The 23465-nt window shown below is 67.5% G+C and carries 33 protein-coding genes; 32 read left to right on the top strand and 1 reads right to left on the bottom strand.

Annotated features, from left to right (window positions below):
- Window positions 1–37: 37 nt before the first annotated feature.
- Window positions 38–259 (bottom strand): hypothetical protein, encoded by a 222-nt coding sequence (locus D3877_RS29455; RefSeq protein WP_147395204.1) that lies wholly within the window; start codon window positions 257–259, stop codon window positions 38–40.
- Window positions 260–283: 24 nt separating this feature from the next.
- On the opposite strand from D3877_RS29455, the gene D3877_RS29450 reads away from it, so the two are divergent.
- From D3877_RS29450 to D3877_RS30390, 32 genes are all read left to right on the top strand, one after another.
- On the top strand, window positions 284–682 hold the full coding sequence (locus D3877_RS29450; protein ID WP_147395203.1) for a hypothetical protein: 399 nt from the start codon (window positions 284–286) through the stop codon (window positions 680–682).
- Window positions 683–776: 94 nt separating this feature from the next.
- Window positions 777–1001 carry a hypothetical protein gene (locus D3877_RS16200; protein WP_119831758.1) on the top strand — a complete coding sequence of 75 codons (225 nt, stop codon included), beginning with the start codon at window positions 777–779 and terminating at the stop codon, window positions 999–1001.
- A 3-nt stretch (window positions 1002–1004) separates the two neighbouring features.
- Window positions 1005–1334 carry a phage holin family protein gene (locus D3877_RS16195; RefSeq protein ID WP_119831757.1) on the top strand — a complete coding sequence of 110 codons (330 nt, stop codon included), beginning with the start codon at window positions 1005–1007 and terminating at the stop codon, window positions 1332–1334.
- 1 nt (window position 1335) lies between these two features.
- Window positions 1336–2043, top strand: coding sequence for a hypothetical protein (locus tag D3877_RS16190; protein ID WP_119831756.1), 708 nt, complete (start codon window positions 1336–1338; stop codon window positions 2041–2043).
- A gap of 97 nt (window positions 2044–2140) precedes the next feature.
- The gene (locus tag D3877_RS29445) at window positions 2141–2710 is read left to right on the top strand and encodes a hypothetical protein (RefSeq protein ID WP_147395202.1); all 570 of its coding nucleotides are present in this window, start codon (window positions 2141–2143) and stop codon (window positions 2708–2710) included.
- The gene (locus D3877_RS16180; RefSeq protein ID WP_238474918.1) at window positions 2688–4667 is read left to right on the top strand and encodes a phage terminase large subunit family protein; all 1980 of its coding nucleotides are present in this window, start codon (window positions 2688–2690) and stop codon (window positions 4665–4667) included. The genes D3877_RS29445 and D3877_RS16180 overlap by 23 nt, the downstream gene beginning before the upstream one ends.
- A gap of 10 nt (window positions 4668–4677) precedes the next feature.
- Window positions 4678–4935 (top strand): gpW family head-tail joining protein, encoded by a 258-nt coding sequence (gene gpW / locus D3877_RS16175; RefSeq protein WP_119831754.1) that lies wholly within the window; start codon window positions 4678–4680, stop codon window positions 4933–4935.
- Between the two features lie 3 nt (window positions 4936–4938).
- The gene (locus D3877_RS16170) at window positions 4939–6576 is read left to right on the top strand and encodes a phage portal protein (protein ID WP_199720826.1); all 1638 of its coding nucleotides are present in this window, start codon (window positions 4939–4941) and stop codon (window positions 6574–6576) included.
- Complete coding sequence (locus D3877_RS16165) at window positions 6573–7460, top strand: S49 family peptidase (protein WP_238474917.1); 888 nt, start codon at window positions 6573–6575, stop codon at window positions 7458–7460. Before D3877_RS16170 ends, D3877_RS16165 begins: the two co-directional genes overlap by 4 nt.
- Window positions 7461–7487: 27 nt before the next feature.
- Window positions 7488–8087, top strand: coding sequence for a hypothetical protein (locus tag D3877_RS29885; RefSeq protein WP_158599927.1), 600 nt, complete (start codon window positions 7488–7490; stop codon window positions 8085–8087).
- Between the two features lie 10 nt (window positions 8088–8097).
- A complete protein-coding gene (locus D3877_RS16155) occupies window positions 8098–8502 on the top strand; it encodes a head decoration protein (protein WP_119831752.1) in 405 nt (134 codons plus the stop codon).
- Window positions 8503–8516: 14 nt separating this feature from the next.
- Window positions 8517–9554 (top strand): major capsid protein, encoded by a 1038-nt coding sequence (locus tag D3877_RS16150; protein WP_119831751.1) that lies wholly within the window; start codon window positions 8517–8519, stop codon window positions 9552–9554.
- 1 nt (window position 9555) lies between these two features.
- Window positions 9556–9786, top strand: a complete 231-nt coding sequence (locus D3877_RS16145; RefSeq protein ID WP_119831750.1) for a hypothetical protein — start codon at window positions 9556–9558, stop codon at window positions 9784–9786.
- A 3-nt stretch (window positions 9787–9789) separates the two neighbouring features.
- Window positions 9790–10116: a head-tail joining protein gene (locus D3877_RS16140; RefSeq protein WP_119829096.1), complete on the top strand. Its 327-nt coding sequence runs from the start codon at window positions 9790–9792 to the stop codon at window positions 10114–10116.
- Window positions 10113–10412 carry a hypothetical protein gene (locus D3877_RS16135; protein WP_119831749.1) on the top strand — a complete coding sequence of 100 codons (300 nt, stop codon included), beginning with the start codon at window positions 10113–10115 and terminating at the stop codon, window positions 10410–10412. The genes D3877_RS16140 and D3877_RS16135 overlap by 4 nt, the downstream gene beginning before the upstream one ends.
- The gene (locus D3877_RS16130) at window positions 10382–10717 is read left to right on the top strand and encodes a hypothetical protein (RefSeq protein WP_119831748.1); all 336 of its coding nucleotides are present in this window, start codon (window positions 10382–10384) and stop codon (window positions 10715–10717) included. Before D3877_RS16135 ends, D3877_RS16130 begins: the two co-directional genes overlap by 31 nt.
- A gap of 11 nt (window positions 10718–10728) precedes the next feature.
- Window positions 10729–10899, top strand: coding sequence for a DUF2635 domain-containing protein (locus D3877_RS16125; protein WP_119831747.1), 171 nt, complete (start codon window positions 10729–10731; stop codon window positions 10897–10899).
- On the top strand, window positions 10896–12374 hold the full coding sequence (locus D3877_RS16120) for a phage tail sheath subtilisin-like domain-containing protein (protein ID WP_199720825.1): 1479 nt from the start codon (window positions 10896–10898) through the stop codon (window positions 12372–12374). The genes D3877_RS16125 and D3877_RS16120 overlap by 4 nt, the downstream gene beginning before the upstream one ends.
- Before the next feature lie 12 nt (window positions 12375–12386).
- Complete coding sequence (locus tag D3877_RS16115; protein WP_199720824.1) at window positions 12387–12887, top strand: phage tail tube protein; 501 nt, start codon at window positions 12387–12389, stop codon at window positions 12885–12887.
- Complete coding sequence (locus tag D3877_RS16110; RefSeq protein WP_119831746.1) at window positions 12821–13054, top strand: phage tail assembly protein; 234 nt, start codon at window positions 12821–12823, stop codon at window positions 13052–13054. Before D3877_RS16115 ends, D3877_RS16110 begins: the two co-directional genes overlap by 67 nt.
- A gap of 704 nt (window positions 13055–13758) precedes the next feature.
- Entirely contained in the window at window positions 13759–14091 is a 333-nt protein-coding gene (locus tag D3877_RS16105; RefSeq protein WP_119831745.1) for a hypothetical protein, read from the top strand.
- The gene (locus tag D3877_RS16100; protein WP_119831744.1) at window positions 14079–15176 is read left to right on the top strand and encodes a cell wall hydrolase; all 1098 of its coding nucleotides are present in this window, start codon (window positions 14079–14081) and stop codon (window positions 15174–15176) included. The genes D3877_RS16105 and D3877_RS16100 overlap by 13 nt, the downstream gene beginning before the upstream one ends.
- Window positions 15176–16651, top strand: a complete 1476-nt coding sequence (locus D3877_RS16095) for a DNA circularization protein (protein ID WP_147395201.1) — start codon at window positions 15176–15178, stop codon at window positions 16649–16651. The genes D3877_RS16100 and D3877_RS16095 overlap by 1 nt, the downstream gene beginning before the upstream one ends.
- Window positions 16651–17724, top strand: coding sequence for a phage baseplate assembly protein (locus D3877_RS16090; protein WP_199720745.1), 1074 nt, complete (start codon window positions 16651–16653; stop codon window positions 17722–17724). Before D3877_RS16095 ends, D3877_RS16090 begins: the two co-directional genes overlap by 1 nt.
- On the top strand, window positions 17721–18302 hold the full coding sequence (locus D3877_RS16085; protein ID WP_119830439.1) for a phage baseplate assembly protein V: 582 nt from the start codon (window positions 17721–17723) through the stop codon (window positions 18300–18302). The genes D3877_RS16090 and D3877_RS16085 overlap by 4 nt, the downstream gene beginning before the upstream one ends.
- A 2-nt stretch (window positions 18303–18304) precedes the next feature.
- On the top strand, window positions 18305–18739 hold the full coding sequence (locus tag D3877_RS16080) for a phage GP46 family protein (protein WP_119831742.1): 435 nt from the start codon (window positions 18305–18307) through the stop codon (window positions 18737–18739).
- The gene (locus D3877_RS16075) at window positions 18739–19839 is read left to right on the top strand and encodes a baseplate J/gp47 family protein (protein WP_119831741.1); all 1101 of its coding nucleotides are present in this window, start codon (window positions 18739–18741) and stop codon (window positions 19837–19839) included. Before D3877_RS16080 ends, D3877_RS16075 begins: the two co-directional genes overlap by 1 nt.
- A gap of 7 nt (window positions 19840–19846) precedes the next feature.
- On the top strand, window positions 19847–20494 hold the full coding sequence (locus tag D3877_RS16070) for a YmfQ family protein (RefSeq protein WP_119831740.1): 648 nt from the start codon (window positions 19847–19849) through the stop codon (window positions 20492–20494).
- Between the two features lies 1 nt (window position 20495).
- Window positions 20496–20963: a phage tail protein gene (locus tag D3877_RS16065; RefSeq protein WP_238474916.1), complete on the top strand. Its 468-nt coding sequence runs from the start codon at window positions 20496–20498 to the stop codon at window positions 20961–20963.
- Between the two features lie 2 nt (window positions 20964–20965).
- Entirely contained in the window at window positions 20966–22324 is a 1359-nt protein-coding gene (locus D3877_RS16060) for a glycine-rich domain-containing protein (protein ID WP_119831738.1), read from the top strand.
- On the top strand, window positions 22321–22863 hold the full coding sequence (locus D3877_RS16055) for a DUF4376 domain-containing protein (protein WP_147395200.1): 543 nt from the start codon (window positions 22321–22323) through the stop codon (window positions 22861–22863). Before D3877_RS16060 ends, D3877_RS16055 begins: the two co-directional genes overlap by 4 nt.
- Before the next feature lie 83 nt (window positions 22864–22946).
- On the top strand, window positions 22947–23459 hold the full coding sequence (locus tag D3877_RS30390) for a peptidoglycan-binding protein (protein ID WP_119831736.1): 513 nt from the start codon (window positions 22947–22949) through the stop codon (window positions 23457–23459).
- Window positions 23460–23465 lie beyond the last annotated feature (6 nt).

Genomic DNA, 23465 nt, shown 5'->3' with positions numbered 1-23465 from the left:
TGCGCGACACCCGCGTGACCGTCATGATCCTCCTGCGTCAGACACCCTCGCCATTCGCGGTCAGCACAAGGCGGTGGAGCACGCGGGATCGGCAATCCTTCAGCCATCCCACGACCGCAGCGTCATTGACGCCGCCGGTAGCGTTGGAAGCCCCTACCGCGTCGTGGACATTCTGCACGCGCTTCAACGCAAAGAGGAAATTCAGGCATGGCATGTCGAGGCTGGCGAGCATTTCCAAACCAGCTTTGGCGTTGCGCATCTTGATCCGCTGAAAGCGGCGGATATGTCGCGTGGCGGTGGCGGCGTCACCCGCGATCAACCGGCCAAGGTCTATCGGGCGCGGGACGATGTGGGCCGGGCGATCCGGGCGCTCGGTGGAATGGGAAGCCCAGCCGCAAACGCGGTTTGGGACGTCCTTGGCTTGGGGCTGACGGTCAAGGAGCATGCGGAACGGACGATCTTTGGGGCGGGTCGCAGCCTCAACCCGACGGCTGCCAAGGGCATTCTGGTGGCGTCTCTGGGGGTGTTGGCGTGGCATTACGGCTACGACCCAGAAAGCCGTCAGCAACGCATGGGGCGAGCGGGCGAGAGGGCTGAGTTCAGCTCGACCGATGCGGACAACTGGGGCGCCGTCGAGGCGCGTGCGGCATCTGGCCGTCAAGGCCCTCTTGACCGCAGTTAAATTCTCAAGTACCACTTATGACACTCACAGAAGCTGCGTCTGCGCCCCGCCGGGTTGTCCCGTGCGGGGCGTTTCTGTATCTGGGGTTCCGTCCATGCGCGACCGCCCGCAAGCCTACGCCCGAACGGTGGAAGGCAAGGTGGAGCTGGTTGTTTGGCGTCGTGGTCGCCGCTTCGTTCTGCCCATCCTGCTTGACGACCCTCTGGGTCTCGCCACCGACCTTGTTGCCGCCTATCGCGAAACCATCGCCGGTCAGCCTGATCCGGTGCGCCCCTACGCCCGCGCCGCTGGCGCGCACCCAACACGCTCCGAGGACTGACCCATGGCCGCTGATCCCAACCCCGACCTGATCCAGGCGGCCAAGCCACTGCTGCCGTCCTTGGTTGGGGTTGTCTTTGGCATGTTCGCCCGCTGGTCCCGCGAAGCCAAGGCTGGGCGCGTCAAGTCGTTCCGCCGCATGATGCTGCTGGACTGCCCGACGCTGGGCGCGTTGACGCTCGCCGCTGGGTCAGTCGCGCAGCGGATGGACGCCGATCCGCTCACAACGGCTGGCATCGGCTGCGCCGCCGGGTACGTCGGGATCGAGGTGCTCAACGCGTTTGTGTCGTGGCGGCTCAAGGGCGTGGCTGCGCCGACGCGGGAGCCGAGTTGAGATGTTTGGCCTGAATGCCGGCGTTGATCTGAAGCCGCTTCAGGCAACGTTGAGCGATCTGGCCAAGAAGCAAATCCCCTTCGCCACAGCCCGCGCCTTGACCGCCGTGGCGAAGCGGGTCCAAGGGGCCGAAAAGGAGGCCCTCAGCGAAGTCTTCGACCGACCGACGCTGTTCACCCAGCGCTCGATCGGCGTGACGGCGGCGAAGAAGGCGGACCTGACGGCCACGGTCTTCGTCAAGGACATCGCGGCGCAGTATCTGGAACCCTTCGAGACGGGCGGTCAGCATCACCTGCCGCCTTCCAAGCGAGGCGGCACGCTGTTCAACCCGAAGGCGGTCGATCTGAACCAGTACGGCAACCTGCCCAAGGGCAAGCTCCGTCGGTTGGCCGCCCGGCCCGACACCTTCGTCGGGACCATCAACTTCCGCTCTGGCCAGACGGTCAGCGGGGTCTGGCAGAGACCGAAGCGGGACTACCGGCGGGAGGACCCCAAGCGCGGCTATTGGCGCGATTACGGGACCAAGGGCAAGCTGCGGAAGGTGGACGGCGTGCTGACCGGGCTGAAGCTGCTGGTCCGGTTCGGCGACGCGCTGCCCGTCAAGCAGCGCCTGGGCTACAGCGAGCGGGCCAAGGACGTGGTGCGGGCCTCGCTGAAGGCCGAGTTCGACAAGGCCATGGGCGCGGCTCTGGCGACAGCCAAGAGGTGAGGCCCCCCTCAATGGGTCCTTCCCAGGGGGTTGGCAAACGTGGGCATTGCACACCGCGATGCGTCCCTAGCTGTGGGGTGTCAAAAGGGGTTCGCACATGGCTGAAGGAATTCCTATCCGGGAATTTGCGCGACGCGAAGGGTGCAGCGACACTCTGGTTCGTAAAGCCATTAAAGCGTGTCGCCTCAAGGCGTTGGCCGATGGGACGCTGAACCCGAATTTGGTTGGAACAGGTTGGAGGAAAGCCAACCGGGAGGGTGCGAACCACAGCGAAAAAGGTTCGCAAAAAGGTTCGCAGGGTTCGCAGGGGGTGCCGCTAGTCCTTCAGGCGGTCGAAACGCCGGAGCAAGCCGCCGAGCGCATCGTAACCAGCACCGGCGCGACGATGACCCAGGCCGAGGCCGAGCGGGTCAAAGAGAACTACCTCGCCCTGCTGCGCCAGCTTGAATACGACGTGAAGTCCGGCGCGGTGGTGCCGGTGGTTGAGGTCGCCCAATCGGTGGGAAGTGAATACGCCAAGGTGCGCACGCGATTGTTGGCGATCCCAGCCGAACAGGCGCCCCGCCTTCACCGATGCAAGACGGTGGTCGAAGTGCAAGAGGCTCTGCGCTCCATCATCACCGAAGCCCTTGAGGAGTTGACCCGTGACGGAGCGAGTGGCGGTTGACCCTGATCGGTACGTCCGTGGGCAATCTGCGCTTGCGGCGGCCCTGACCGACGCCCGACGCAGCAACCTTCAGCCGCCGCCGAATCTGACGTTGAGCGAATGGGCGGAGCGGCACGCGGTCCTGAGCAAAGAGACGAGCGCGCAGACCGGGCGATTTCGGGCCTTCGGCTACCAAACGGGCATGCAAGACGCCGTCACGGATCCTTCGGTGACGCGGATCACCGTCATGAAGTCGGCCCGTGTCGGTTACACCAAAACGCTGGACCACGTCGTCGGCTATTACCTGCACCAAGACCCGGCGCCCATCCTGGTGGTGCAGCCGCGCGTCGAGGATGCGGAGGATTACAGCAAGTCGGAGATCGCGCCGATGCTCCGCGACACGCCGGTGTTGGCCGAGATCGCCGGAGACCCTAAGGCCAAGGATTCGGGCAACACGATCCTGAAGAAGGTCTTTCTGAACGGGTCAAGCCTGACGCTGGTTGGAGCCAACAGCCCCGGCGGCTTCCGCCGGATCACCGCCCGGATCGTTCTGTTCGATGAGGTGGACGGCTACCCGACGGGCGGCGCTGGGATGGAAGGCGATCAGATCGCGCTTGGAGCCAAGCGCTCCGAAACTTTCTGGAACCGCAAGATCGTGCTGGGCAGCACACCCACGGTGAAGGGGTTGAGCCGGATCGAACGGTCCTGGAATGAAAGCGATCAGCGCCGCTACTTTGTGCCGTGTCCTCACTGCGGCACGTTTCAGCCGCTGGAGTGGGGTGGCAAGGACACGCCGCACGGCCTGAAATGGGACAAGGACGCCGAAGGCAACGGCCTCTCGGAGACGGCCTACTACGTCTGCGTCGCCGGATGCGTCATCGCCGAGACTGACAAGCCCGACATGATCGCAGCCGGAGAATGGCGGGCGACCAAGCCATTTTCCGGCCATGCGGGTTTTCACATCTGGGCGGGCTACAGCCTGTTTCCGAACGCTTCTTGGCCAAACCTGGTGGCTGAATGGCTGCGGGTGAAGGATGACCCGCTGTCGCGCCAGACCTTCATCAATTTGGTTCTGGGCGAGCCTTACGAAGATCGCGGCGAGCGGGCGTTGAACGAGGCGCGCTTAGCCGCACGTTGCGAGGTCTACTCGGCTGAGGTCCCGGACGGCGTGGCCTCAGTGAGCATGGGAATCGACGTCCAGGACTATCGTGTTGAGCTGGAGGCGGTCGGCTGGGGGCGAAACGAAGAAAGCTGGTCCATCGATTATCACGTCATCGATGGCGCGTTTTCGGACCCTGAAGTGCAGGCAGAGGTTGACGCCTACTTGCGTCGCGTGTGGCGACGCGCGGATGGGCGCGGTTTTGAGGTTATGGCCGCTTGCATCGATTCCGGAGGACACCACACGCAAGCCGTTTATGAATTTGCCAAGGCTCGACTTGGCCGCCGGGTCTGGGCCATCAAAGGGGAATCGGCGCGCGGCGGCGCGCGGTCGCCGGTTTGGCCGACGAAGCGGCCAACATCGCGGACCAAGGCGACGTTCCGGCCGGTCATCCTCGGTGTGAACGCCGCCAAGGACACCATCCGCGCGCGGCTGCACATCGAAGAGCCGGGGCCGGGTTACATGCATTTCCCGGCGGATCGCGACATCAACTATTTCGCGCAACTCACATCGGAACGGTCGGCGCTCAAAATCTTGGGCGGTCAGCGGTATCGGGTTTGGGAACTGCCGCCGGGGCGGGCGAATGAGGCGCTTGACTGCCGGGTCTACGCCTACGCTGCCCTGTGTGGACTGCTCCACATGGGTCTGAAACTGAACCGACGCGCCGACGAGGTGGCGATCACCGGGGGTGCTGTCGCGACCAGCGTCGGGCCAAGCGAACCGGCGGTCTCGCCACCAACCACCAGCATCGCACCCCCGCCCGTTGTTCCGCCACCGGCTACCCCACGCGCGGCCAGCTTCACCAGCCGCTTGGCTTGAAGGGCATCCAATGACTGATCTCAACGCCACCATCCTGGCCGGTATGTCCGACACCGCGCTGCGCACTGCTCTGGCATCCCTGCAAAAGGCTCTGATCGACCTGTCCCTTGGGCAAAAGGCGGTGACGGTCTCTTACACGCAAGGCAATGGCGCGCGGTCGGTCAGCTACGGCCAGACCGACAGCGCGAGGATCACCGCGCAGATTGTCGCCATCCAGACGCAGCTCGGCATTGGCCGTGGTCGTCGCCCCATCCATTTCCGGTTCTGATTCATGACGACGATCCTCGGCTTGGATGGCAATCCGCTCCAGCAACCCCAACGCCGGGCCTCCATGTTGGTCGGCGGTGGGGACACGCCATACGACGCCGCCGACAGTCAGAGCCAGCATATGGAAGGCTGGCGGCCCTTCCTCTGGGCGCCCGACAGCGTCAACATGTACCGCGACCGCATCGTGTCGCGGGCGCGAGATTTGGCTGTCAACGATGGCTGGGCGTCGGGAGCGATCACCCGTATTCTGGACAACGCGGTCGGCGCGACCTTCCGACCGATCGCCAAGCCCGATTACCGGGCGCTCGCCCTGATGACCGGCAACAAGGGATTTGACGCGTCCTGGGCTGACGCGTTTGGGCGGGCGGTGGAGGCCGGTTGGCGCACTTGGGCGGATGATCCTGGTCACTATTGCGACGCGCAGCGGCAGCGCAGCATGGCGCAGATATTCCGACTGGCGTTTCGGCACAAGCTGGTCGATGGCGACGCCCTGGCCGGGCTGCCGTGGATGCCAGAGCGGGTTGGTCGCGGTCGAGCGAAATATTGCACCGTGGTGCAGCTGATCGACCCTGACCGGCTGTCCAACCCGCAGGTGCAGTTTGACCAGCGTCAGCTGCGCGGCGGCGTTGAGATCGATGAACACGGGGCGGCGGTCGCCTACCACATCCGCAGGGCGCACCAAGGCGACTGGTTCGCGGCGGCGGATAGCGTGACCTGGCAGCGCATCCCGCGCGAAACCGATTGGGGGCGCCCGATCATCGTCCATGATTTCGATGCTGACCGGGCCGATCAACATCGCGGGGGGGCTGGCGTCCTAACCCCCGTGGTCCAGCGGCTGAAGATGCTCATCAAATACGACGGCACGGAACTGGACGCCGCCATCATCAACGCGATTTTCGCTGCATATGTGCAGTCGCCCTTCGATCCGGCCCTCGTCGAGGCGGCTTTGGGCGATGATGGCGCTGTTGGCGCCTACCAGACCGAACGCGCCAACTACCACAAGGAGCGGCGCACGACCCTGAACGGCGCGCGCATGCCGATCCTGTTTCCCGGCGAATCCATCAACACGGTTTCGGCGGCCCGACCCAACAGCAATTTTGCCGATTTCGAGGGGGCGGTGTTGCGCAACGCCGCCGCCGGGATCGGCATCAGCGCGCAGCAGCTCAGCAACGATTGGTCGGACGTCAATTATTCCAGCGCCCGCGCCGCCCTCCTTGAGGCGTGGAAGACGCTGACGCGGCGTCGCACCGACTTTGCCGTCGGGTTCGGCTCGCCGGTCTACTGCGCTATTCTGGAAGAGATGATGGAGGTCGACAATCTGCCGATGCCGTCCGGCGTCGTCCCCGACTACCTCGACGCCCGTGGCGCGTACAGCCGATGCCGCTGGATGGGGCCGGGCCGAGGTTGGATCGATCCGGTGGCCGAGAAGCAGGGCGCGGTTCTCGGCATGGACGCCGCCCTTTCGACCCTGGAGGAGGAGTGCGCGGAGAACACCGGCCAGGATTGGGAGGAGGTGCTCGACCAGCGCGCCCGCGAAATGCAGGGGTTCAAGGAGCGGGGTCTCGAACCGCCCAGCTGGGCGAAGATGAACATTCCCGCCAACCAGGCGGCGGCGCCGCCGAAGAAACCGGACGCTCAATGATGCGCTTCCAACATCTGGCCCAGCGGCTGTTCAACACGCCTTTGGCGATCAGGCCTGAAAAGGCCGAGGTCATCATGGCCGCGCTGAGCGACCGCCTTGGCGTTTCCCACCTCTTTCGGGTCAACGGCGACGCCGTCGCCGTCTCGCCGCAGGCCTTTTTTGACAGCGACGACAGCGACGGCCCCCGCCGGTCGCGGGAGCGCGACGCTGGTTATGACGTCGTCGCTGGGGTGGCGGTCATTCATATTGAAGGGACGCTGGTCCACAAGTTGGGCGCTCTGCGCCCTTGGTCGGGCATGACCGGCTACGACGGCATCCGCACCGCGTTTCTCGGCGCCCTGCGCGATCCGGAGGTCCGCGCCATCGTGCTTCTGATCGACAGCCCCGGCGGCGAGGTCGCCGGGTGCTTCGACCTGGTCGACACCATCCATGGCGCGCGAGGCGACAAGCCGATCTGGTCCATCCTGTCCGAGGGGGCCTATTCAGCGGCCTACGCGCTCGCGTCGGCGGCGGATCGGGTGATCGCTCCGCGCACCGGCGGCGCTGGTTCGATTGGCGTGATCTGGATGCACGTCGATTGGTCGACCGCCCTGACCGGCGCTGGGATCAAGGTCACATTCGTGACCTACGGCGACCGCAAGGCTGACGGGCACCCGGAGATTCCGCTGTCCAAGGAGGCGCGGGAGCGCTTCCAGGCGGACATCGACACCATGGGCGCGCTGTTCGTCGACACCGTCGCCCGCAACCGAGGACTCCCAGCCGCCAAGGTCCGGGACACGCAGGCGGCGACGTTCCTGGCCGCTGACGCCGAACGGCTCGGGTTGGTGGACGCGGTGATGGCGCCCGACGCCGCCTTCCTGGCCCTGCTCGATCAGCTGGGCTGATTTCACAACACAGCAAGGAGACCACCCATGCGGCACCCGTTTATGGGCGCGGCGGCTCAATTCGCGCATCTGGCGGGCCTCGGTCGGCGCGCAACCAAGGCCGAAAGCGACGAGCGTAAGGACGACGAAACGAAGGGCAAACGCGCCGAGGATGAGGACGAGGATCCCGACGCCGTCGATCCTGACGACGAGAAGGAAAAGGCCGAGGACGAGGGCAAGGACCCCGACGACGCCGATCCCGACGACGAGAAGGAGAAGGCGGAGGACGACGAGAGCGAGTCCAAGAAGGCGAAGAAGTCGGGAAAAACCTACTCCGCAGGCCGGTCCGACGAGCGCAAACGCTGCGCCCTTATTTTCGGCAGCCCGCACGCCGCCGGTCAGGCTCACGTCGCGGCCCGTCTCGCTTTCTCGACCAACCTCACCGCCACCGAAGCCGTCGGCCTCCTGGCTGAGACGTCAGCCTCTGTCGGACAGGGCAAGCGCGGTCTGGGCGAGCGCATGGCCCATGTCGAAAGCCCAGCCGTCGGCCCCGACGGCGGCGGCCCGGAGAAGGGCAGCGTCGCCGAAACGGTCGCGCGCATGACCAACGCCTACAACCGCGCCACCAGCGGCGCGGCCAAGAAGTGAGGAGCCGCCCATGAACACTTTCTCCAGCTCGCCCTTCGCGCCGGGCATGGCCTCGAACGAGTTTGTGCCGGACCAGTTGATCGCGGGTCGCCAGCAACTCGTGACCGACACCGTCACCCTGGTCAGCGGCCAGGTTCTGGCCCGTGGCGCGGTGCTCGGCAAGATCGCCGCGTCGGGCAAATACACCCTCAGCGCCGCCGCCGCCAACGACGGCAGCCAGACGCCGTCCGTCATCCTGGCCGACGCGGTCGACGCCAGCGGCGGCGACAAGCTCGTCGGCGTCTACCTCGCCGGTGAATTCAACGCCGGTCGTCTGGTGTTGGGCGCCGGCCACACCGCCAGCGGCGTCAAGGACACGCTGCGCGACGCGGGCATTTACCTCAAGACGGCCGTCCTGGCCGTCGACCCGTCCTGACCGGAGGCATTCCCATGGACATTTACAGCACCGCCGTCCTGGTCGGCGTGGTTCCGAACCTGAAAACGGCGCAGAACTGGCTGCTGGACAGCTTCTTCCCGAACATCGTCACCAGCGACAAGGAAACGGTGGCCATCGACGTCGACGTCGGCCTGCGCCGCATGGCGCCCTTCGTCTCGCCGCTGGTCGCTGGCAAGCTCGTTGAGAGCCGCCGGATGCAGACCAACGAGTTCAAGCCCGCCTACATCAAGGACAAGCGCGCGCCCGATCTGCGCAAGCCGGTGCGGCGCCAGATTGGCGAGCGGATCGGCGGCGAGTTGAGCGGGGCCGAGCGCGAGATGGCCAACCTCCAACTGGAGATGGCCGACCAGATCGACATGCTGAACCGTCGCCTGGAATGGATGGCGGCGTCGGCGCTGTGCACCGGCGCCGTCACCATCAAGGGCGACGGCTTCCCGACCACGGTGATCGACTTCCAGCGCGATCCGGCCCTGACCGTGGCCCTGTCGGGCAGCGCCCGCTGGACCGCCGACGCCATCAAGAACGAAACGGCGTCGCCGACCACCGACCTCGACAATTGGGCCACGCTGGTCCTGAAGAAGTCGGGTGCGGTGGTGACGGACGTCGTGTTCACCACCAAAAGCTGGCAAGCCTTCATCAAAGACCCGGTTCTGAAGACGGCCAACTGGTATCCCGGCCAGGGCGGCGGCAACAGCATCCAGCTTGGCACGCAGGTGCAGCGCGGCGCGGTGTCCAAGGGCGTCTGGGGCCAGTACCGGCTGTGGCTCTACAACGACTGGTTCATCGACCCGGACGACAATGTCGAGAAGCCGATGATCCCCGACGGCGGCGTGGTCCTGGCTGGCCCCGACCTTCAGGGTACCCGCGCGTTCGGCATGATCCTGGACCCGGATCATGGCTATGGCCCGCTGGCCTACGCCCCGAAGTCCTGGGTCGAAAAGGATCCGGCCCAACGGCTGATCCTGATGCAGTCGGCCCCCGTCATCATCCCCTCCCGCGCCAACGGCGCGATGTTCGTGCAGGTGAATTGACATGGCTGAGAAACAGAACCCGGCCACCACGGGGCTGGTCGCGATCACCGTGGCGCCGCGCCGCGCCGTCCATCGGGCGGGCAAGGGCGAAGACGGGGAACCGACCTTGATCGCCCATGGCCCCGGCGAGACTCTGGACGTCGAGCCTGCCGAGGCCAAGCGCTTGCGCGAGCTTGGCTTTGCCCTGCCGGAGCCGGTCGCGGTCGCGACCAACGATCCGGCGGAGGCTTGATCCATGGCGGTGGATTGGGATGGCTTGGTTCACGGGCCGGTGGCCGACGCCTTTGGCCAGGCGGCGCTGTACGCGCCCTTCGCTGGCGGCGCGCCCTTCACCATCACCGGCGTCTTCGATGAAGCGTACGCCGAGGTGCAGGAACTGGCCGACCAGCCGGTCGCCTCGGCCAGCCCGGTTTTGGGAGTCCAGCTGTCTCAATTCCCGACGCCGCCGGACATCAAGGACCAACTGACCATTCTGGCCAGCGGGACCGTTTATGTCGTCTCGGTGGTGGAGCCGGATGGCCATGGCTGGGCGAAGCTCTTTTTGAATTGGGTGTCGGGATGACCGTGCTCTTTTCTGAACAGCTCCGCGAACTGGTGATCGCCGCGCTCAAGGCGGCGAACACGCTCGCCGGGGCCAACGTCTTCGCCCCCCGCGACACGCCGCTCGCCAGCAGCGAGCTGCCCGCGATCATGGTCGACGATCAGCGTGAGGACAGCGAAAGCCGTGGCAACGCAGGCTTTCCCGCCTTCCTGACGACGGCCATCCTGTTGGTCGAGGCCAAGGTTGAGCGGGAGACGTCGGAGGCGGTCAAGGCGGACCTGTCCACTTGCGCCGCCAGATCAAGGTGGCGGCGCTGACCGACTGGAGCATCGTCGCCAGCGTCGAGCAGGTGGTGGGCGTGCGGACCGAAACCGCGATTTCGGCGGAAGGCAAAAAGCATGTCGGCGAGCTGCGCATGCAGTTCGCCTTCCGCTACCCCGAGGATTTCGAGCCGGTCATCACCGACCAGCTCGACGGCCTCGACGTCCACGCCGACCTGCTCGACCCCTTCGACTCCACGGGCGTCTATCCCGACGCGCCCTTCCCCGAGGCGGCGCGTCCCGCCCCCCGGACGTCCGGCCCGGACGGGCGGGATGAGGCCGCGCTCTCCATCACCTTTTAAGGAGCCGCGCCATGCGCGTGAAACCCGCTCCGGGCGTCGCCGTGCGCGACCCGGATTTGAAGGATTTTTTGCCCGAAGACGGGCGAGAGGTTCCCGACACCCCCTATTGGAACCGGCTGTTGCACGTCTTTGGCGACGTGACGCTGGTCGTTCCTGTGGCCCGCGAGGAGGACAAGCCGTGATCCCGTTCAAGAACGTCCCTCAAAATCTTCGTGTGCCGTTGTTTTACGCCGAGGTGGACAACTCCAAGGCCAACAGCGCCGCGCAGACCATGCGAACCCTCATCGTCGGCCAGATCACCGCCGCCGGAACCGCCACGCCCAATCAGGCGTCGATCTGCCAGGGCGCCACCGACGCGGTGGTCAAGGGCGGCCCTGGTTCGATGCTGGCGCTGATGACCGCCGCCTACCGCAAAGCGGACAATTTCGGCGAGGTTTGGTTCCTGCCGCTGGCCGACTCCGAGGCGGGCGTGGCGGCCAGCGGCGGCGTCACCCTCACGGGCGGCGCGACGGCGACGGGGGTGCTGTCGCTCTACGTCGGCGGCGCGCTGGTGTCCCAGGCGGTCGCCAGCGGCCAATCCGGCGCGACGGCGGCGACGGCCCTGGCGGCGACGGTCAACGCGATGATCGACCTGCCGGTGACGGCGTCCGCTGACGCCGGGGTCGTCACGCTGACGGCCAAAAACAAGGGACCGGCGGGCAACGAGATTGACCTCCGCCTCAATTACCGAGGGGCGGCGGGCGGCGAGGCCTCGCCCGTCGGTCTCAGCGTCGCCGTAACCCCCATGGCGTCGGGCGCGACCCCGCCGGACCTGTCCGCCGCCTTCGCGGGCCTGAGCGACATGGCCTTCGACTTCATCGTCTTTCCCTACACCGACGCGGCCAGCCTGGACGCGGTCAAGGCGCTGCTGAACGACGTGTCGGGCCGCTGGAGCTGGTCCCAGCAAATCTACGGGCACGCCTTCGCGGCCAAGCGCGGGACGCTGGGGGCCTTGACCAGCTTCGGCACGACGCGCAACGACCAGCACGTCTCGGTGCTTGGCTTTTACGACAGCCCGACCCCGGCCTGGATTGTGGCGGCGGACTTCGCTGGGACCGCCGCCGTCAGCCTGCGCGCCGACCCCGGCACGCCGCTCCAGACGCTGGCGCTGTCCAGCATGCTGGCCCCGCCCATCGCCAGCCGCTTCGCCATCGCCGAGCGGAACGTGCTGCTGTGGGACGGCGTCAGCACCTTCGTCACCGCCGACGATGGGACCTGTCGTCTCGAAAACGTCATCACGACCTATCAGAAAAACGGCTTCGGGGCCGCCGACGACAGCTATCTGGAGGTGGAGACGCTGTTCCTGCTGGCCTTCATCCTGCGCCGGATGAAGAGCGTCATCACCAGCAAATACGCGCGGGTCAAGCTGGCGGCCAACGGCACGCGCTTTGGCCCCGGCGCCAACGTGGTGACGCCGAACATCATCAAGGCGGACCTGATCGCGGCGTACCGCGAGCTGGAGGCCGAGGGCTACGTCCAGAACGGCGACGTCTTCAAGGCCGAGATCATCGTCGAAAAGAACAAAACCAACCCGAACCGCGTCGACGTGCTGTGGCCCGGCGCCCTCATCAACCAGCTGCGCATCTTCGCGCTGCTGGCCCAATTCCGCCTGCAATAAGGAGGTTCGCCCATGGCCGACACCAGCCGCCGACTCGCGGGAGTCGCCTATTTCACCGTCGATGGCGTCAGCTGCATGCTGGCCGGGATTTCAGTACTCCCGGCGCAGGTCAAACGCGAGACCATCAGCGGCATGGACGGCGTCCATGGCTACAAGGAGACGCCGATCCCCGGTTTCATTTCCGCCACCCTGCGCGACGCGGGCAGCCTGTCCGTCGCGGCCTTCAACGCCATGACGAACGTCACCGTCATGATCGAGCTGGCCAACGGCAAGATCGTCACGGCGCGCAACGCCTGGACGGTGACAGCCAGAGGTCAAGGGCGCGGATTCGACCTTCGACGTGAAGTTCGAATCCGCTTTGGTCGAGGAGGCGTAAACCATGAGCAAGATCATTTGCCGGACGAACTCGTGATCGAGCTGCGCAAGCCGATTGAGGTCGGGTTGGAATCTACACGGAGATCCGGCTGCGCGAGCCGACGGCGGGCGAGGTCGAGAAGGCGCAAAAGGCCCTGATCGGGCCGAACGCGTCCCCCACAATGAGCGACATCGTGATGGTGTCCTTGGTCTCCGGCCTTCCGAAACCTGTCGTCGAGCGGATTCCCTACAGCGATTTCGAGAAGGCGGTGCGTTACCTGATGGGTTTTACGGGCGGTGGCCTGACAACTGGCGCGACGTCCTAGCCGAGGTGACCGGTGGTATGGCTGGGGGCCGCGCGACGCGTGGTCGCTCACCTGGACGGAGCTGTCCTGGTGGCTTGACCAGGCCGTGCGGATGATGAAGGCGGAAGCCCGATGACCAACCAATTCCAGATCGTCATCACGGCGAAGGACAGGCGTCCGCCGTCGTCGCCAAGGTCGGGTCGGCGCTCGGCCAAATCCGCCGCCCATGCCGGATCGGTCGGCGGTCGCCGGGTTGGGCGACGCGACCGGTTGGGCGCCTGGTCACGGGTCGCCAACGTCGGCGGAATGGCGCGCGAGGCCGCCGGTGGGCTTGGCCTGCTGGGCGGGTCCGTGGGGCCATCGCGGGCGTGGGGTCCGTCGCGGGCGTGGCGGCGCTGGTCAACCAGTGGGGGCAGGTTGGCGTCGCCACCGCGAACGCCGCCGGGGGATCGGCATCGCCGCCGGTCGCTTGCGGACGTTGGGCAGCGCGGCGGGGCTGGCCGGGTTGGAGGCGGGCGCGATGACCGGCAGCCTGCGCGCTCTGGGGGCGACGTTGCAGGACGCCGCCTATGGCCGCGCGCCGGAAGCCGCCGCGATGCTGAACGTCCTGAACATCCGCATGAGCCGAACGGCTCTGGCGCGGTGGACGCCGAGCGGGCGATGGGCGATCTGGCTGACGCGATCAGTCGGCAGAGCAACCCGCAGACTCAGGCCCGCGTCGCTCAATGTTCGGGGTCGAGCCGCTGCTGCCGATGCTGCGCCGGGGCCGGGCGGGCTGGAACGCGTATTTGGCCGACGTCCAGAAATACGCGGAGGTGTCGCAGGACACGCAGGCGAAGTCCGAAGAGTTGGGACAGTCGCTCAATCGGCTGAAAGCCGCCGCCCAAGGCGTTGGGGCCACGATTGAGGCGTCTTACGCTGACCGATTTGGCGGCATCATCGACAAAACCGCCGATTGGGCGGCGGCCAACAAGCCGTTGGCGGGCGGATTGGCCGAGGTCGGCGTCGCTTTGGGGGTGGTGGCCGGTGTGGCGCGGTTTCACCCGTGCTGGGCCTGATCGCGGGGATCGTCCAGGGAGCGGCCCTGATCTATGAACACTGGAACGGGATCGGTGATTTCGTCCGTGGCGAGCTGGACAAGATCAGCAAAGCCGACCCGTTCCGGTTCGGCGTCCGTGAAAACGACCGAAGAAAAGAAGCAGCGGGAAGATTCCGGCTGGCCGAGCTGGCTGCCGCATTTCAGCCTGAAATCAGCCACGCCGGAGGAAAACCAGCCATCGCCGCGCCCCAGGCCAGCCCACCGGAGAAATCCTGGTGGCGGAGCCTGTTCGTCACCCCCGCCAACGCCGCCGTGCCTCCCGCCGCCGCGCCGTCGGCGCCCGCCGTCGCCGCGCCGCAATCCACAGCCGCCGCTCTGCCGACGGCTGTCCCGCCCGTGACGGTCGGCGCGGACACCAAGGCGATCACCCTCGATCCGACGGCGGTGGAGGCGTTGACCCGCGTCGCCATCGCCGAGGCCGGCAACCAGGGGGCTGTGGGCTTGGAAGGTGTGGTGCGGACGGTCCTGAACCGATCGGCCCACCCGGCGTGGGGCGGGTCCATCCCCGACGTGGTCAACCAGCGCGGTCAGTTCGAGCCGGTGATGCGGGCGGGCGGCGACTGGCGGAACCTGCCATCGGGATCCAGCGCGCAACGGGCGACGGTCCAAGGCATCCTGGACGGGATCGCCAGCGGGCGGCGGACCGACCCGACCGGCGGCGCCACCTATTTCCTCAACCGCGACATTTCCGAGCGGCGCGGCACTGATTTCGGTCGGGGCCGGGACGATCTGCGGTCGGCGGAAATCGGCGACCACAGCTTCTACAAGCCCGGCGTGTTCGGGGAAAAGCCAACGCCGGTGCCGAATTATTCGGTGTTGCTGTCGGACCTCGCCAAGGCGCAGGCGGAACAAGCGCGGGCGGCCACCGCCAATCCGGGGCAACCCGGCCAACAGGGGCCGCAACAGGGGCAACCGATCCAGGTTGACGTGCGCTTCTCCGGCGCTGTGCCGCCGGGAACGACGGCGTCGGTGCAGGGCCAGCCGGACAGCATCTTCGCGCCAACACGCGTCAATTACTCCACTCCCGACTTTGCGAGGCCGTGATGCCCAACCGCAACGCCTATCAGGCCCTTGGCGGCGCGCTGGATCGCGTCACCAACGCCGCTGGTCGCTTGGGCGTCGATCTGGCCGGGTTCGACGGCGGCGCCGGGCCGTGGCACACCCGCCTTCAGACCGCGTCGTTTCGGGGCGTGCCCTTCGGCGTCATCGGATCGGCCTCGGAGTTTGGCCGCCGCGTCGCCGTCCATGAATACCCCTACCGGGATTCGGTGTGGGTGGAGGATTTGGGGCGCGGGCCGCGCCGCATCAGCCTGATCGGATTCCTGGTCGAGGGGTCGGTCCAGTATGGCGGGGGCGACGTGCTGGCCCAGCGCGACCGGCTGGTGCGGGCGTGCGAGACGGCGGGCGAGGCCGAGTTGGTTCATCCGACCTTGGGTCGGAAATCGGTCGCTCTGCTGCGCTTTCACGTCGTTGAGCGCCGCCGCGAAGGCCGGGTGTTCGAAATCACGCTGGATTGCGTCGAGGCGGGAAAGCTCCAGTTTCCCGAGGGCGGCGCGACCAGCGTCGGCCAGATCGAGGCGGCGGCGGACGCCGTCGGAGCCGCCGCCGTTCTGGATTTCGTCCAAACGGTGGGCGGGTTGCTCAAGCAGGGATCGGCCATCTTGCGGCAGATCGTCAGCGCGGTCGGCGTCTATGTCCGGGCGGTCTTTCGCCTGATCGACGACGCGACGAACCTCTACAACGCCGTGCGCGACCTGCCCGGAGCGTTCGGTCGCTTCATCGGCGGCACAAAGGTCCAGGGTCGGCGGCGTGGCGCGACGACGGCTTTCCCCGCCACTCTCCCCGCCCTGAAGGCCGCCACGGCGGCGCGGCGGGCGACGGTGGCGCAGGCGGGCGCGGACGCGATGGCGCAGGCGAACGCGTTGACGGCGGCGAGCCTGCCAACCGCCGCCGCGAGCGTCGCCGCGCTGGTGTCCGCCGCCGCCCGCGCCACCCCCAACGCGACGGACGCGCTGCGCCTGCTGACGCCGCTGGCCAGTTTTTCGCCGGTCTCCCCCGTCAGTTCAGGGACCGTCGGTTCAGGGGCCGCCCCTTCGGGGCCGTCGCCGTCGCCGACCCCGGCGGCCACGGCCACGGCCACGCTGGTGCGGCGCGCCGCCTTGGCGGAGGTGGCGCGGGCCGCCGCGCGGTATGAGCCGCCATCGCACGACCAGGCGGTTGAGACGCGCAGCCGGGTGGTGGAGCTGATCGACGCCGAAATGACGCGGGCGGGCGACGCCGGGCAGGACCAGACCTACCAGGCGCTGCGCGCCCTGCGCACCGCCGTCTCGGTTGATTTGACCGAGCGCGGAGCCAGCCTCACGCGCCGCGTGGTCGTGTCCACAGCCCGCCCGCAACCCGCTTTGGTGTTGGCGCAGCGGCTCTACCAGGACCCTGCGCGCAGCGACGAGCTGGTCGAGCAATCCGGCGCGATCCACCCGGCCTTTCTGCCGGTCTCCTTCAACGCCTTGGCGGAGTGATGATGATCGACGACCTGACCCTGGTGATTGGCGGCGCCGCCGGGCGCAAGCTCTCCGGCTGGCAGCAGCTGCGGGTGACGCGCGGCGTCGAACGCTTGCCGTCCGACTTCGACATCACCTTCACCGAGCGCTTTCCGGGCGAGGTGGCGAGCGTCGTCGTCAAGGAGGGCGATGAATGCCAGGTGCTGCTCGGCTCCGATCTGGTGCTGACCGGCTATGTGGACCGCTTCATCCCAGCCATTGACCGCCAGTCGCACAGCCTGCGGGTGACGGGGCGCGGGAAATGCCAGGATTTGGTCGATTGTTCGGCGGAATGGCCCAGCAACCAGATCAGCAGCGCCGACGTGTTGAGCATCGCCGCGAAGCTGGCCCAGCCCTATGGCGTCACGGTCAGCGCCTTGACCGACGTCGGTCCGCCGATCCCGCAGATCAATCTCATGTGGGGCGAGACGCCCTTCGCGGTGATCGAGCGGATCGCCCGGTTTCGCGCTCTGCTGGCTTACGACGGGCCGGACGGCAACCTCGTCCTGTCGCGCGTCGGAACGGTCGAGCACGCCAGCGGTTTCGCCCAGGGCGCGAATGTCGAGAGTGCCGTCGCCCTGTTCTCGATGGATCAGCGCTTTTCAGAATACGTCGTGCGCTCCCTCTCCATGGCGCCCTTGGGCGAGGCTGGTCCTGACGGCGACATCCGGGCCATCGTGCGCGACGCCGGGGTGACGCGCCACCGCAAGCGCTTCATCATCGCCGAATCCGGGATCGTGGCGCTGGGGCTGTCGGAGCAGCGGGGCCGCTGGGAAATGGCCCGGCGCGCGGGGCGCTCCTTCCAGGTGCGGTTGACTGTGGACAGCTGGCGCGACGCGGCGGGCGAGCTGTGGACGCCGAACCGGCTGGCGCGGGTCACGCTGCCCAGCCTGCACCTGGACGCAACATGGATCATCGCCGAGGTGACGTATCAGCGCGGCCCGTCCGGCACCTCGGCCAGCCTGGTGCTGATGCCGCCATCCGCCTTCGAGCTGGCCCCGACCGTGCTGGTCCCTATCCTGTCAGACGTCACGCCGGGGGCGCGGCCATGAGCGATCCGGGACTGATCGAGCGCCTTTACACCCGCGCGCTGCTGGCGATTGGCCGGGGCCGGATCACCGCCGTCACCGATGGCGGCGCGGTGCAGACGATGCAGGTCCGCTTGGGCGTCGATGAGCTGCGCGACAACACCCCGCGCCTCATCGAATACGGCCTCTCGTCGGTCCCGCCGATCGGCAGCGACGTCGTGCTGCTGTTCGTCGGCGGCGACCGCTCAATGGGCGTGGTGGTGGCCAGCGGCAATCAGGGCGCTCGGCCAAAGGGGCTGGCCGGTGGAGAGGTCTGCCTCTACGACGACCTCGGCCAATCGGTCCATTTGACCCGCAACGGCATCGTCGTCAAGGGCGCGGGGCTGCCGATCACGATTGAGGACACCCCCAGCCTGACGATCAAGGCAAGCGCGAAAGTCCGCATCGAGGCGCCGCTGCTGGAGGTGACGGGCGACATCATTGACCAGGTCGGCGGCGGCGGGCGCAGCATGGCCAGCATGCGGGCCATTTATAACGAGCACACGCACAACGGCGTGCAGCCGGGCGGGGCCAGCACGGCCATCCCCAACCAACAGGAATAGCCATGGCCGACATCCTGGTGTCCTGGATCGCCAACGACGCGCGGGGCGATTGGTCCCTGGTCTCTGGCGACCTGGACACGGGCGACGACTTGGCCACCGCCATCCTGCTCAGCCTGTTCACCGACCGCCCGGCGACCGCCTCCGACAGCCTGCCGGACGGCACGGGCGACCGGCGGGGTTGGTGGGGGGATCGCGAGATCGGCTCGCGGCTGTGGTTGCTCGACCGCGCCAAGCAGACGGAAGAGACCCGGCGGCGCGCCGCCGATTACGTCGCCGAGGCGCTGCAATGGCTGATCGACGACGGCGTGGTCGCGCGCTTCACGATCCGCGTGGAATGGGCGCGCCGCTCGACCTTGGGCGTCTGGGTCATCGCCCACCGCAGCGACGGCCAATCGACCAGCTTTAACTTTGATTGGGCTTGGCAAGGAGTCGCCTGATGCCGTTTTCGCGTCCAACCCTCACCGACATCCGCCAGCAGGTGGCGCAGGACGTCGCCTCGGCGGTCGATGGTGGGGCCAACCTGTTGCGGCGGTCGGTGCTTGGGGTGCTGGGGGCGGCTCAAGCCGGGCTGGCGCATCTGCATTACGGCTATCTGGACTGGATCGCCAAGCAGGCCGTCCCCTTCACCTGCACCGACGAGGCCCTGGAGGGCTGGGCGGCCCTGAAGGGCGTCACCCGCAAGCCCGCCGCCGCCGCGACCGGAATCGTGACCTTCGCCGGGGCCGTCGGCGCCGTGATCCCAAGCGGAACGGCCATCGCCCGCGCCGCCGATGGCCGGGCGTTCACCAGCACCCAGACGGTTGCCGTTGGGGTTGCTGGAACGGCGAGCGTCCCGGTCCTCGCCGACGAGCCGGGGGCGGGCGGCAACACCGACGCGGGCGCGGCCTTCGCCTTGTCGCAAGCGGTTTCCGGCGTGCCGTCGTCGGGCACGAGCGGCGCGCTGATCGGCGGGGCGGATGTCGAGGCGGACGAGGAGCTGCGCACCCGCATGCTGACCGCCTACCAGATCACGGCGATGGGCGGCGCGCATGACGATTTCGTCAGCTGGGCGCTCGCCGTCCCCGGCGTGACGCGGTCCTGGTGCGTCCGCAACGGCGCGGGGCTGGGCACCGTCGTGCTGTTTGTGATGTTCGACGACGCGCAGGCCGCGCACGGCGGTTTTCCGCAAGGGTCGGACGGCGTGGCGAGCGCCGAAACCCGCGCGCAACCGGCCACCGGCGACCAGCTGACCGTCGCCAACGCGCTCTGGCCGCTCCAGCCGGTGACGGCGCTGGTCTATGTCGTCGCGCCAATCCCGTCGCCGCTGGCGCTGACCATCGCTGGAATCCCCCTGTCCTCGCAGGCGGCGGCGCGCGACGCCCTGATCGAACGCCTGCGCGAAGACGCCACGCCCGGCGGGACGGTGAACATCAACCGCCTGTGGGAAGCGGTGCAGGTGGCGTTGGGCGATTCCAGCTTCGACATCAACGCGCCGCTGGACGACGTCTCAGCGCCGCCCGGCCACATGCTGACGCTGGGCGTCATCACCTTCGTTTGAGGTCGCCATGCCGCCACGTTACAGCCGCGCCGACTTCCGCGCGGCCTTGCAAGCCCTGCTGCCGACCGGGCGAATTTGGCCGCGCGAGGAAGGCACGACGCAAGCCCAGGTGCTCGACGGGCTGGCGGCGGTCTATGAACGGCAGAGCGCGGACGCGGCGGCGCTGCTGAGCGACGCCTTTCCGGCGGGCGCGCACCAGCTGCTGCCGGATTGGGAGGCCACGCTCGCGGTCAGCGGCCAGACCACGTTGCAGCAGCGCCGCGCGGCGGTGGTGGCGCAGTTGATCGGCGTGGGCGGCCAAAGCGTCCCCTACCTGACCGCCTACGCCAAGGCGCTGGGCTTCGACGTCACGATCACCCAATACGGCCCGGCGCGCGCCGGTGGCGCTCAAGCCGGGAGTCCCTGCTGTGGCGACGCTTGGTCCTTTGTCTGGTCCATCGGCCTGGTCCAATGGACATCCACGCACGCGCGCGCCGGTCAATCGGCGGCGGGCGAATCGCTCGCCGCGTGGGGCGAGGCGGCTTTCGAGGCAGCCCTGCGTCGGGTTGCTGCGGCGCACACGCTGGTGCGCTTTTCCTACACCTCGCCAGACGCCGCGCCGTGGGATGACGGCCTGGTCGGCTGGGATCATGGGTTCACCATTTGGGAGACATGACGTGACCAGCTCTGTAGACCCCAGCCTCTTCCGCACCGCACCCCGCCTGAGCGCTCTGCGTCAGACGCTGGAGATCATCCGCACCGAGTTGAACGCCCTGTTCAGCCGGAGCGCGGTGACGCCCACCGGGACGTTGGAGGTCTTTGCGGGGGATGTGACGCCGCCGGATCGCCTGGTCTGCGACGGTCGCGCGGTGTCCCGCCAGACCTACGTCGACCTCTTCGGCGTGATCGGAACGCGCTGGGGCGCCGGTGACGGGGCGACCACCTTCAACCTGCCCAACATCCCGCCCCGATATCGCTTTGCTGCGGGAGGCAGCCAGACGACGCCGCAGCCGGTTCTGGTGACGCGGCAGGCGACGGATTCCGAGGGGAACCCTCTTGTGGTGGACGGCAGCCCGGTGATGGAGACCGTCACCGTCGTGATCGATCTGCCGCTGGCCAAAACCGTAACCACAATCAAGGTGTGAGAATGGACGCCATCGATCATCCGACCGCCGCGACCTCCTCGGGGCGGTCGCTCTTTACGGAGGGCAGCCCCGCCACCGGCCTTCCCGCCACCGTCATCACCGCCGACTGGCTCAACGGCGTCCAGAATGAGATGCTGACGGTGATCCAAACCGCAGGCCTCACGCCAGCGGGCGGCGACCATACCCAGCTGCTCCAGGCCATCCGAACGATTTCATCGACGGCGCAGGTGCGGCAACCCATCAACCTGGGTCCGGCGGCGGGCGCGATCGGCGTCAGCGGCACGCCGACGCTGTCGGCGTCGCCCTATTATTCGCTCTACGGGGTCGCTCAGGGGCAAGCGCGGTTTGAGATCGCCACAAGTCCCAGCTTTGCCACCATCCTGCACAGCGGCACGGTGGGGGCCGTGGCCTCTTACGCCGTCCCCGACTTGGTTTTGGCGACGACCGGCGTCTATTGGTGGCGGGCTGCTTACGCTGACGTCGAGGGGCATTGGTCGGCCCCCAGCACGCCGACGGCCTTCACCTGCGCGGCGATCTTTTCCTTTGTCGCCCGACCGACAAACCTGACGCCCGCCAACGGGTCGGCTGGGGCCGCGCTCCAGCCGACCCTGACCAGCTCGCCGTTTTCGGTTGTCGCCGGAGCGGACGCGCACGCGGCGTCACGCTGGCGGGTCTCGACGGTGCCCAGCTTCGACACGGTCGTCTACGACAGCGGGATCAGCGCCGGGGCCTTGACCTCCGTCACATTGCCATCGACCGCCGCTCTCACGCCGCTGACCGTCTATTATTTCCAGTGTCAACATCAAGGCGCCACGCTGGGCTGGTCCGATTGGTCCGCGCCGACGGCCTTCACCGCAGGCGCTGGAGCGGGCGAATGGATCTTTTCCACGCCTGGCACGACCACATTCACGGTGCCGGTGGGCGTCACGCTGCTGACCCAGGTGACGGTGGTGGGCGGCGGCGGTGGCGGCGGTTACGACACCAGCCAGTACGATTCATCCGAGGGCGGACCCGCCGGAAACGGCGGCGTGTCGATCAAGTACAATCTTCCTGTGACCCCAGGCCAGGTTTTCACCATCGTCGTTCCGGCGGGCGGATCACTTGGGCAGCCCGGCGGGTCCGCGTCCTTCGGAACGCTGTTGTCGGCGACCGGCGGGGCGGCAGGACCGAACGATCTCAACCAGCGTGGCGCGGACGGCACAGGAATCGGCGGTGACTACAACCCCGAATATCGGTCTCAATTCGCGACCTTCGGTGGGGTCAGTTACGGCGGGGGCGGCAGCGGCGGATCTCTGGCCTTCACCGGCGGGGCCGGAACGCCCGGTCGCGTCGGGGCGGTGTGTATCAAGTGGGGTGGATGATGTGGGCACGCATTGATGCCGGCGTTTGCGCCGAGTTTGTAACCGACGATCCGACCGGCCTGTATCACCCATCGATTCTGTGGGTGCGGGTTCCTGACGCGTTGTCGGCCTGGGCCACGCACGATTATGTGTGCGTTGACGGCGCCGTCCAGCCGCCGACGCTCGACTATCTGCTCGCCCAACTGCGCGCGGCTGTGGTCGCGCGTCGCAAGACCGAGCGCGACCGTGGCGTCCTGATTGGCGGCCAACGCTGGCGCAGCGATAAGGCCAGTTACGACGACGTGGCCAGCAATCTGACCCTGGCCAGTCAGGTCGAGCTGGCCGGTGGCAGCTTCGAGACGGTCTGGAAGACGGCGGATGGCTTCGCCCGCGTCGGCAAGGCCGCACTGGCCACCGCCTTGCTGGCCATCGGGGTTTTCGTGCAGGCCTGCTTCGCCCGCGAGGAGGAGTTGAGCGCCGCCATCGATGCCGCCGAGACCGTCGATGACGCGCTGACGGCTTACGCCGTCGGAATTGATCTGGGTTGGCCCGGCGGCTGAACCCAACCGCGACAACATTCCAGTTTTCTCAGCCGCCCGGCATCCGCCCGGCGGCTTTTTTCATGCGCAGAAGGAGGATTTCCATGCGCCCTGTTCCTCAACCCGTCATCGACCTGGTCAAAGACGCGGAAGGCCTTCGCCTGACGGCCTACCCCGATCCGGCCAGCGGCGGCGCGCCCTGGACCATTGGCTATGGCCACACCGGGCCGGAGGTGCGTCCCGGCCTGGTCGTCGCCCCCGAACACGCCCTGAAACCGGCCCTGCATGAGTGGGGCGAAGGCAACCTGAACGCCGCCGCCGACAATAACGACATCCGCGCCATCACCCGCCGGATCAACGGCGGTTACAACGGGCTGGACGACCGGCGAGCTTGGTTTGAGCGGATTTGGCCGCTGGTCAATGGTGAGGCCGCGCCACCGATGGCTGACGACCGGGTGCGGGCGATTCAGCGTGTCGTCGGCGCGCAGGTCGGTGGCGTCTATGGCCCCGCGACCAAGGCCGCTGTGGCCCGGTGGCAGACGGCGCATGGACTGGTCGCCGATGGCCTGGTTGGGCCGGTGACGGCGCGGGCGATGGGCTTGCCCGCCGCAGGGTGACTCAGC

This window comes from Azospirillum cavernae (assembly GCF_003590795.1).
GTDB lineage: Bacteria > Pseudomonadota > Alphaproteobacteria > Azospirillales > Azospirillaceae > Azospirillum > Azospirillum cavernae.
The sequence above is the reverse complement of the archived record's forward strand: the minus strand, read 5'-3'. Positions and strand labels throughout refer to the sequence as shown.

What these genes read in the sequence shown, in the direction of transcription:
- D3877_RS29455 (WP_147395204.1), bottom strand. Translation starts at nt 259, where the DNA reads ATGCGCAACGCCAAAGCTGGTTTGGAAATGCTCGCCAGCCTCGACATG.
- D3877_RS29450 (WP_147395203.1), top strand. Translation starts at nt 284, where the DNA reads ATGTCGCGTGGCGGTGGCGGCGTCACCCGCGATCAACCGGCCAAGGTC.
- D3877_RS16200 (WP_119831758.1), top strand. Translation starts at nt 777, where the DNA reads ATGCGCGACCGCCCGCAAGCCTACGCCCGAACGGTGGAAGGCAAGGTG.
- D3877_RS16195 (WP_119831757.1), top strand. Translation starts at nt 1,005, where the DNA reads ATGGCCGCTGATCCCAACCCCGACCTGATCCAGGCGGCCAAGCCACTG.
- D3877_RS16190 (WP_119831756.1), top strand. Translation starts at nt 1,336, where the DNA reads ATGTTTGGCCTGAATGCCGGCGTTGATCTGAAGCCGCTTCAGGCAACG.
- D3877_RS29445 (WP_147395202.1), top strand. Translation starts at nt 2,141, where the DNA reads ATGGCTGAAGGAATTCCTATCCGGGAATTTGCGCGACGCGAAGGGTGC.
- gpW (WP_119831754.1), top strand. Translation starts at nt 4,678, where the DNA reads ATGACTGATCTCAACGCCACCATCCTGGCCGGTATGTCCGACACCGCG.
- D3877_RS16170 (WP_199720826.1), top strand. Translation starts at nt 4,939, where the DNA reads ATGACGACGATCCTCGGCTTGGATGGCAATCCGCTCCAGCAACCCCAA.
- D3877_RS16165 (WP_238474917.1), top strand. Translation starts at nt 6,573, where the DNA reads ATGATGCGCTTCCAACATCTGGCCCAGCGGCTGTTCAACACGCCTTTG.
- D3877_RS29885 (WP_158599927.1), top strand. Translation starts at nt 7,488, where the DNA reads ATGCGGCACCCGTTTATGGGCGCGGCGGCTCAATTCGCGCATCTGGCG.
- D3877_RS16155 (WP_119831752.1), top strand. Translation starts at nt 8,098, where the DNA reads ATGAACACTTTCTCCAGCTCGCCCTTCGCGCCGGGCATGGCCTCGAAC.
- D3877_RS16150 (WP_119831751.1), top strand. Translation starts at nt 8,517, where the DNA reads ATGGACATTTACAGCACCGCCGTCCTGGTCGGCGTGGTTCCGAACCTG.
- D3877_RS16145 (WP_119831750.1), top strand. Translation starts at nt 9,556, where the DNA reads ATGGCTGAGAAACAGAACCCGGCCACCACGGGGCTGGTCGCGATCACC.
- D3877_RS16140 (WP_119829096.1), top strand. Translation starts at nt 9,790, where the DNA reads ATGGCGGTGGATTGGGATGGCTTGGTTCACGGGCCGGTGGCCGACGCC.
- D3877_RS16135 (WP_119831749.1), top strand. Translation starts at nt 10,113, where the DNA reads ATGACCGTGCTCTTTTCTGAACAGCTCCGCGAACTGGTGATCGCCGCG.
- D3877_RS16125 (WP_119831747.1), top strand. Translation starts at nt 10,729, where the DNA reads ATGCGCGTGAAACCCGCTCCGGGCGTCGCCGTGCGCGACCCGGATTTG.
- D3877_RS16115 (WP_199720824.1), top strand. Translation starts at nt 12,387, where the DNA reads ATGGCCGACACCAGCCGCCGACTCGCGGGAGTCGCCTATTTCACCGTC.
- D3877_RS16105 (WP_119831745.1), top strand. Translation starts at nt 13,759, where the DNA reads ATGTTCGGGGTCGAGCCGCTGCTGCCGATGCTGCGCCGGGGCCGGGCG.
- D3877_RS16095 (WP_147395201.1), top strand. Translation starts at nt 15,176, where the DNA reads ATGCCCAACCGCAACGCCTATCAGGCCCTTGGCGGCGCGCTGGATCGC.
- D3877_RS16090 (WP_199720745.1), top strand. Translation starts at nt 16,651, where the DNA reads ATGATGATCGACGACCTGACCCTGGTGATTGGCGGCGCCGCCGGGCGC.
- D3877_RS16085 (WP_119830439.1), top strand. Translation starts at nt 17,721, where the DNA reads ATGAGCGATCCGGGACTGATCGAGCGCCTTTACACCCGCGCGCTGCTG.
- D3877_RS16080 (WP_119831742.1), top strand. Translation starts at nt 18,305, where the DNA reads ATGGCCGACATCCTGGTGTCCTGGATCGCCAACGACGCGCGGGGCGAT.
- D3877_RS16075 (WP_119831741.1), top strand. Translation starts at nt 18,739, where the DNA reads ATGCCGTTTTCGCGTCCAACCCTCACCGACATCCGCCAGCAGGTGGCG.
- D3877_RS16070 (WP_119831740.1), top strand. Translation starts at nt 19,847, where the DNA reads ATGCCGCCACGTTACAGCCGCGCCGACTTCCGCGCGGCCTTGCAAGCC.
- D3877_RS16060 (WP_119831738.1), top strand. Translation starts at nt 20,966, where the DNA reads ATGGACGCCATCGATCATCCGACCGCCGCGACCTCCTCGGGGCGGTCG.
- D3877_RS16055 (WP_147395200.1), top strand. Translation starts at nt 22,321, where the DNA reads ATGATGTGGGCACGCATTGATGCCGGCGTTTGCGCCGAGTTTGTAACC.
- D3877_RS30390 (WP_119831736.1), top strand. Translation starts at nt 22,947, where the DNA reads ATGCGCCCTGTTCCTCAACCCGTCATCGACCTGGTCAAAGACGCGGAA.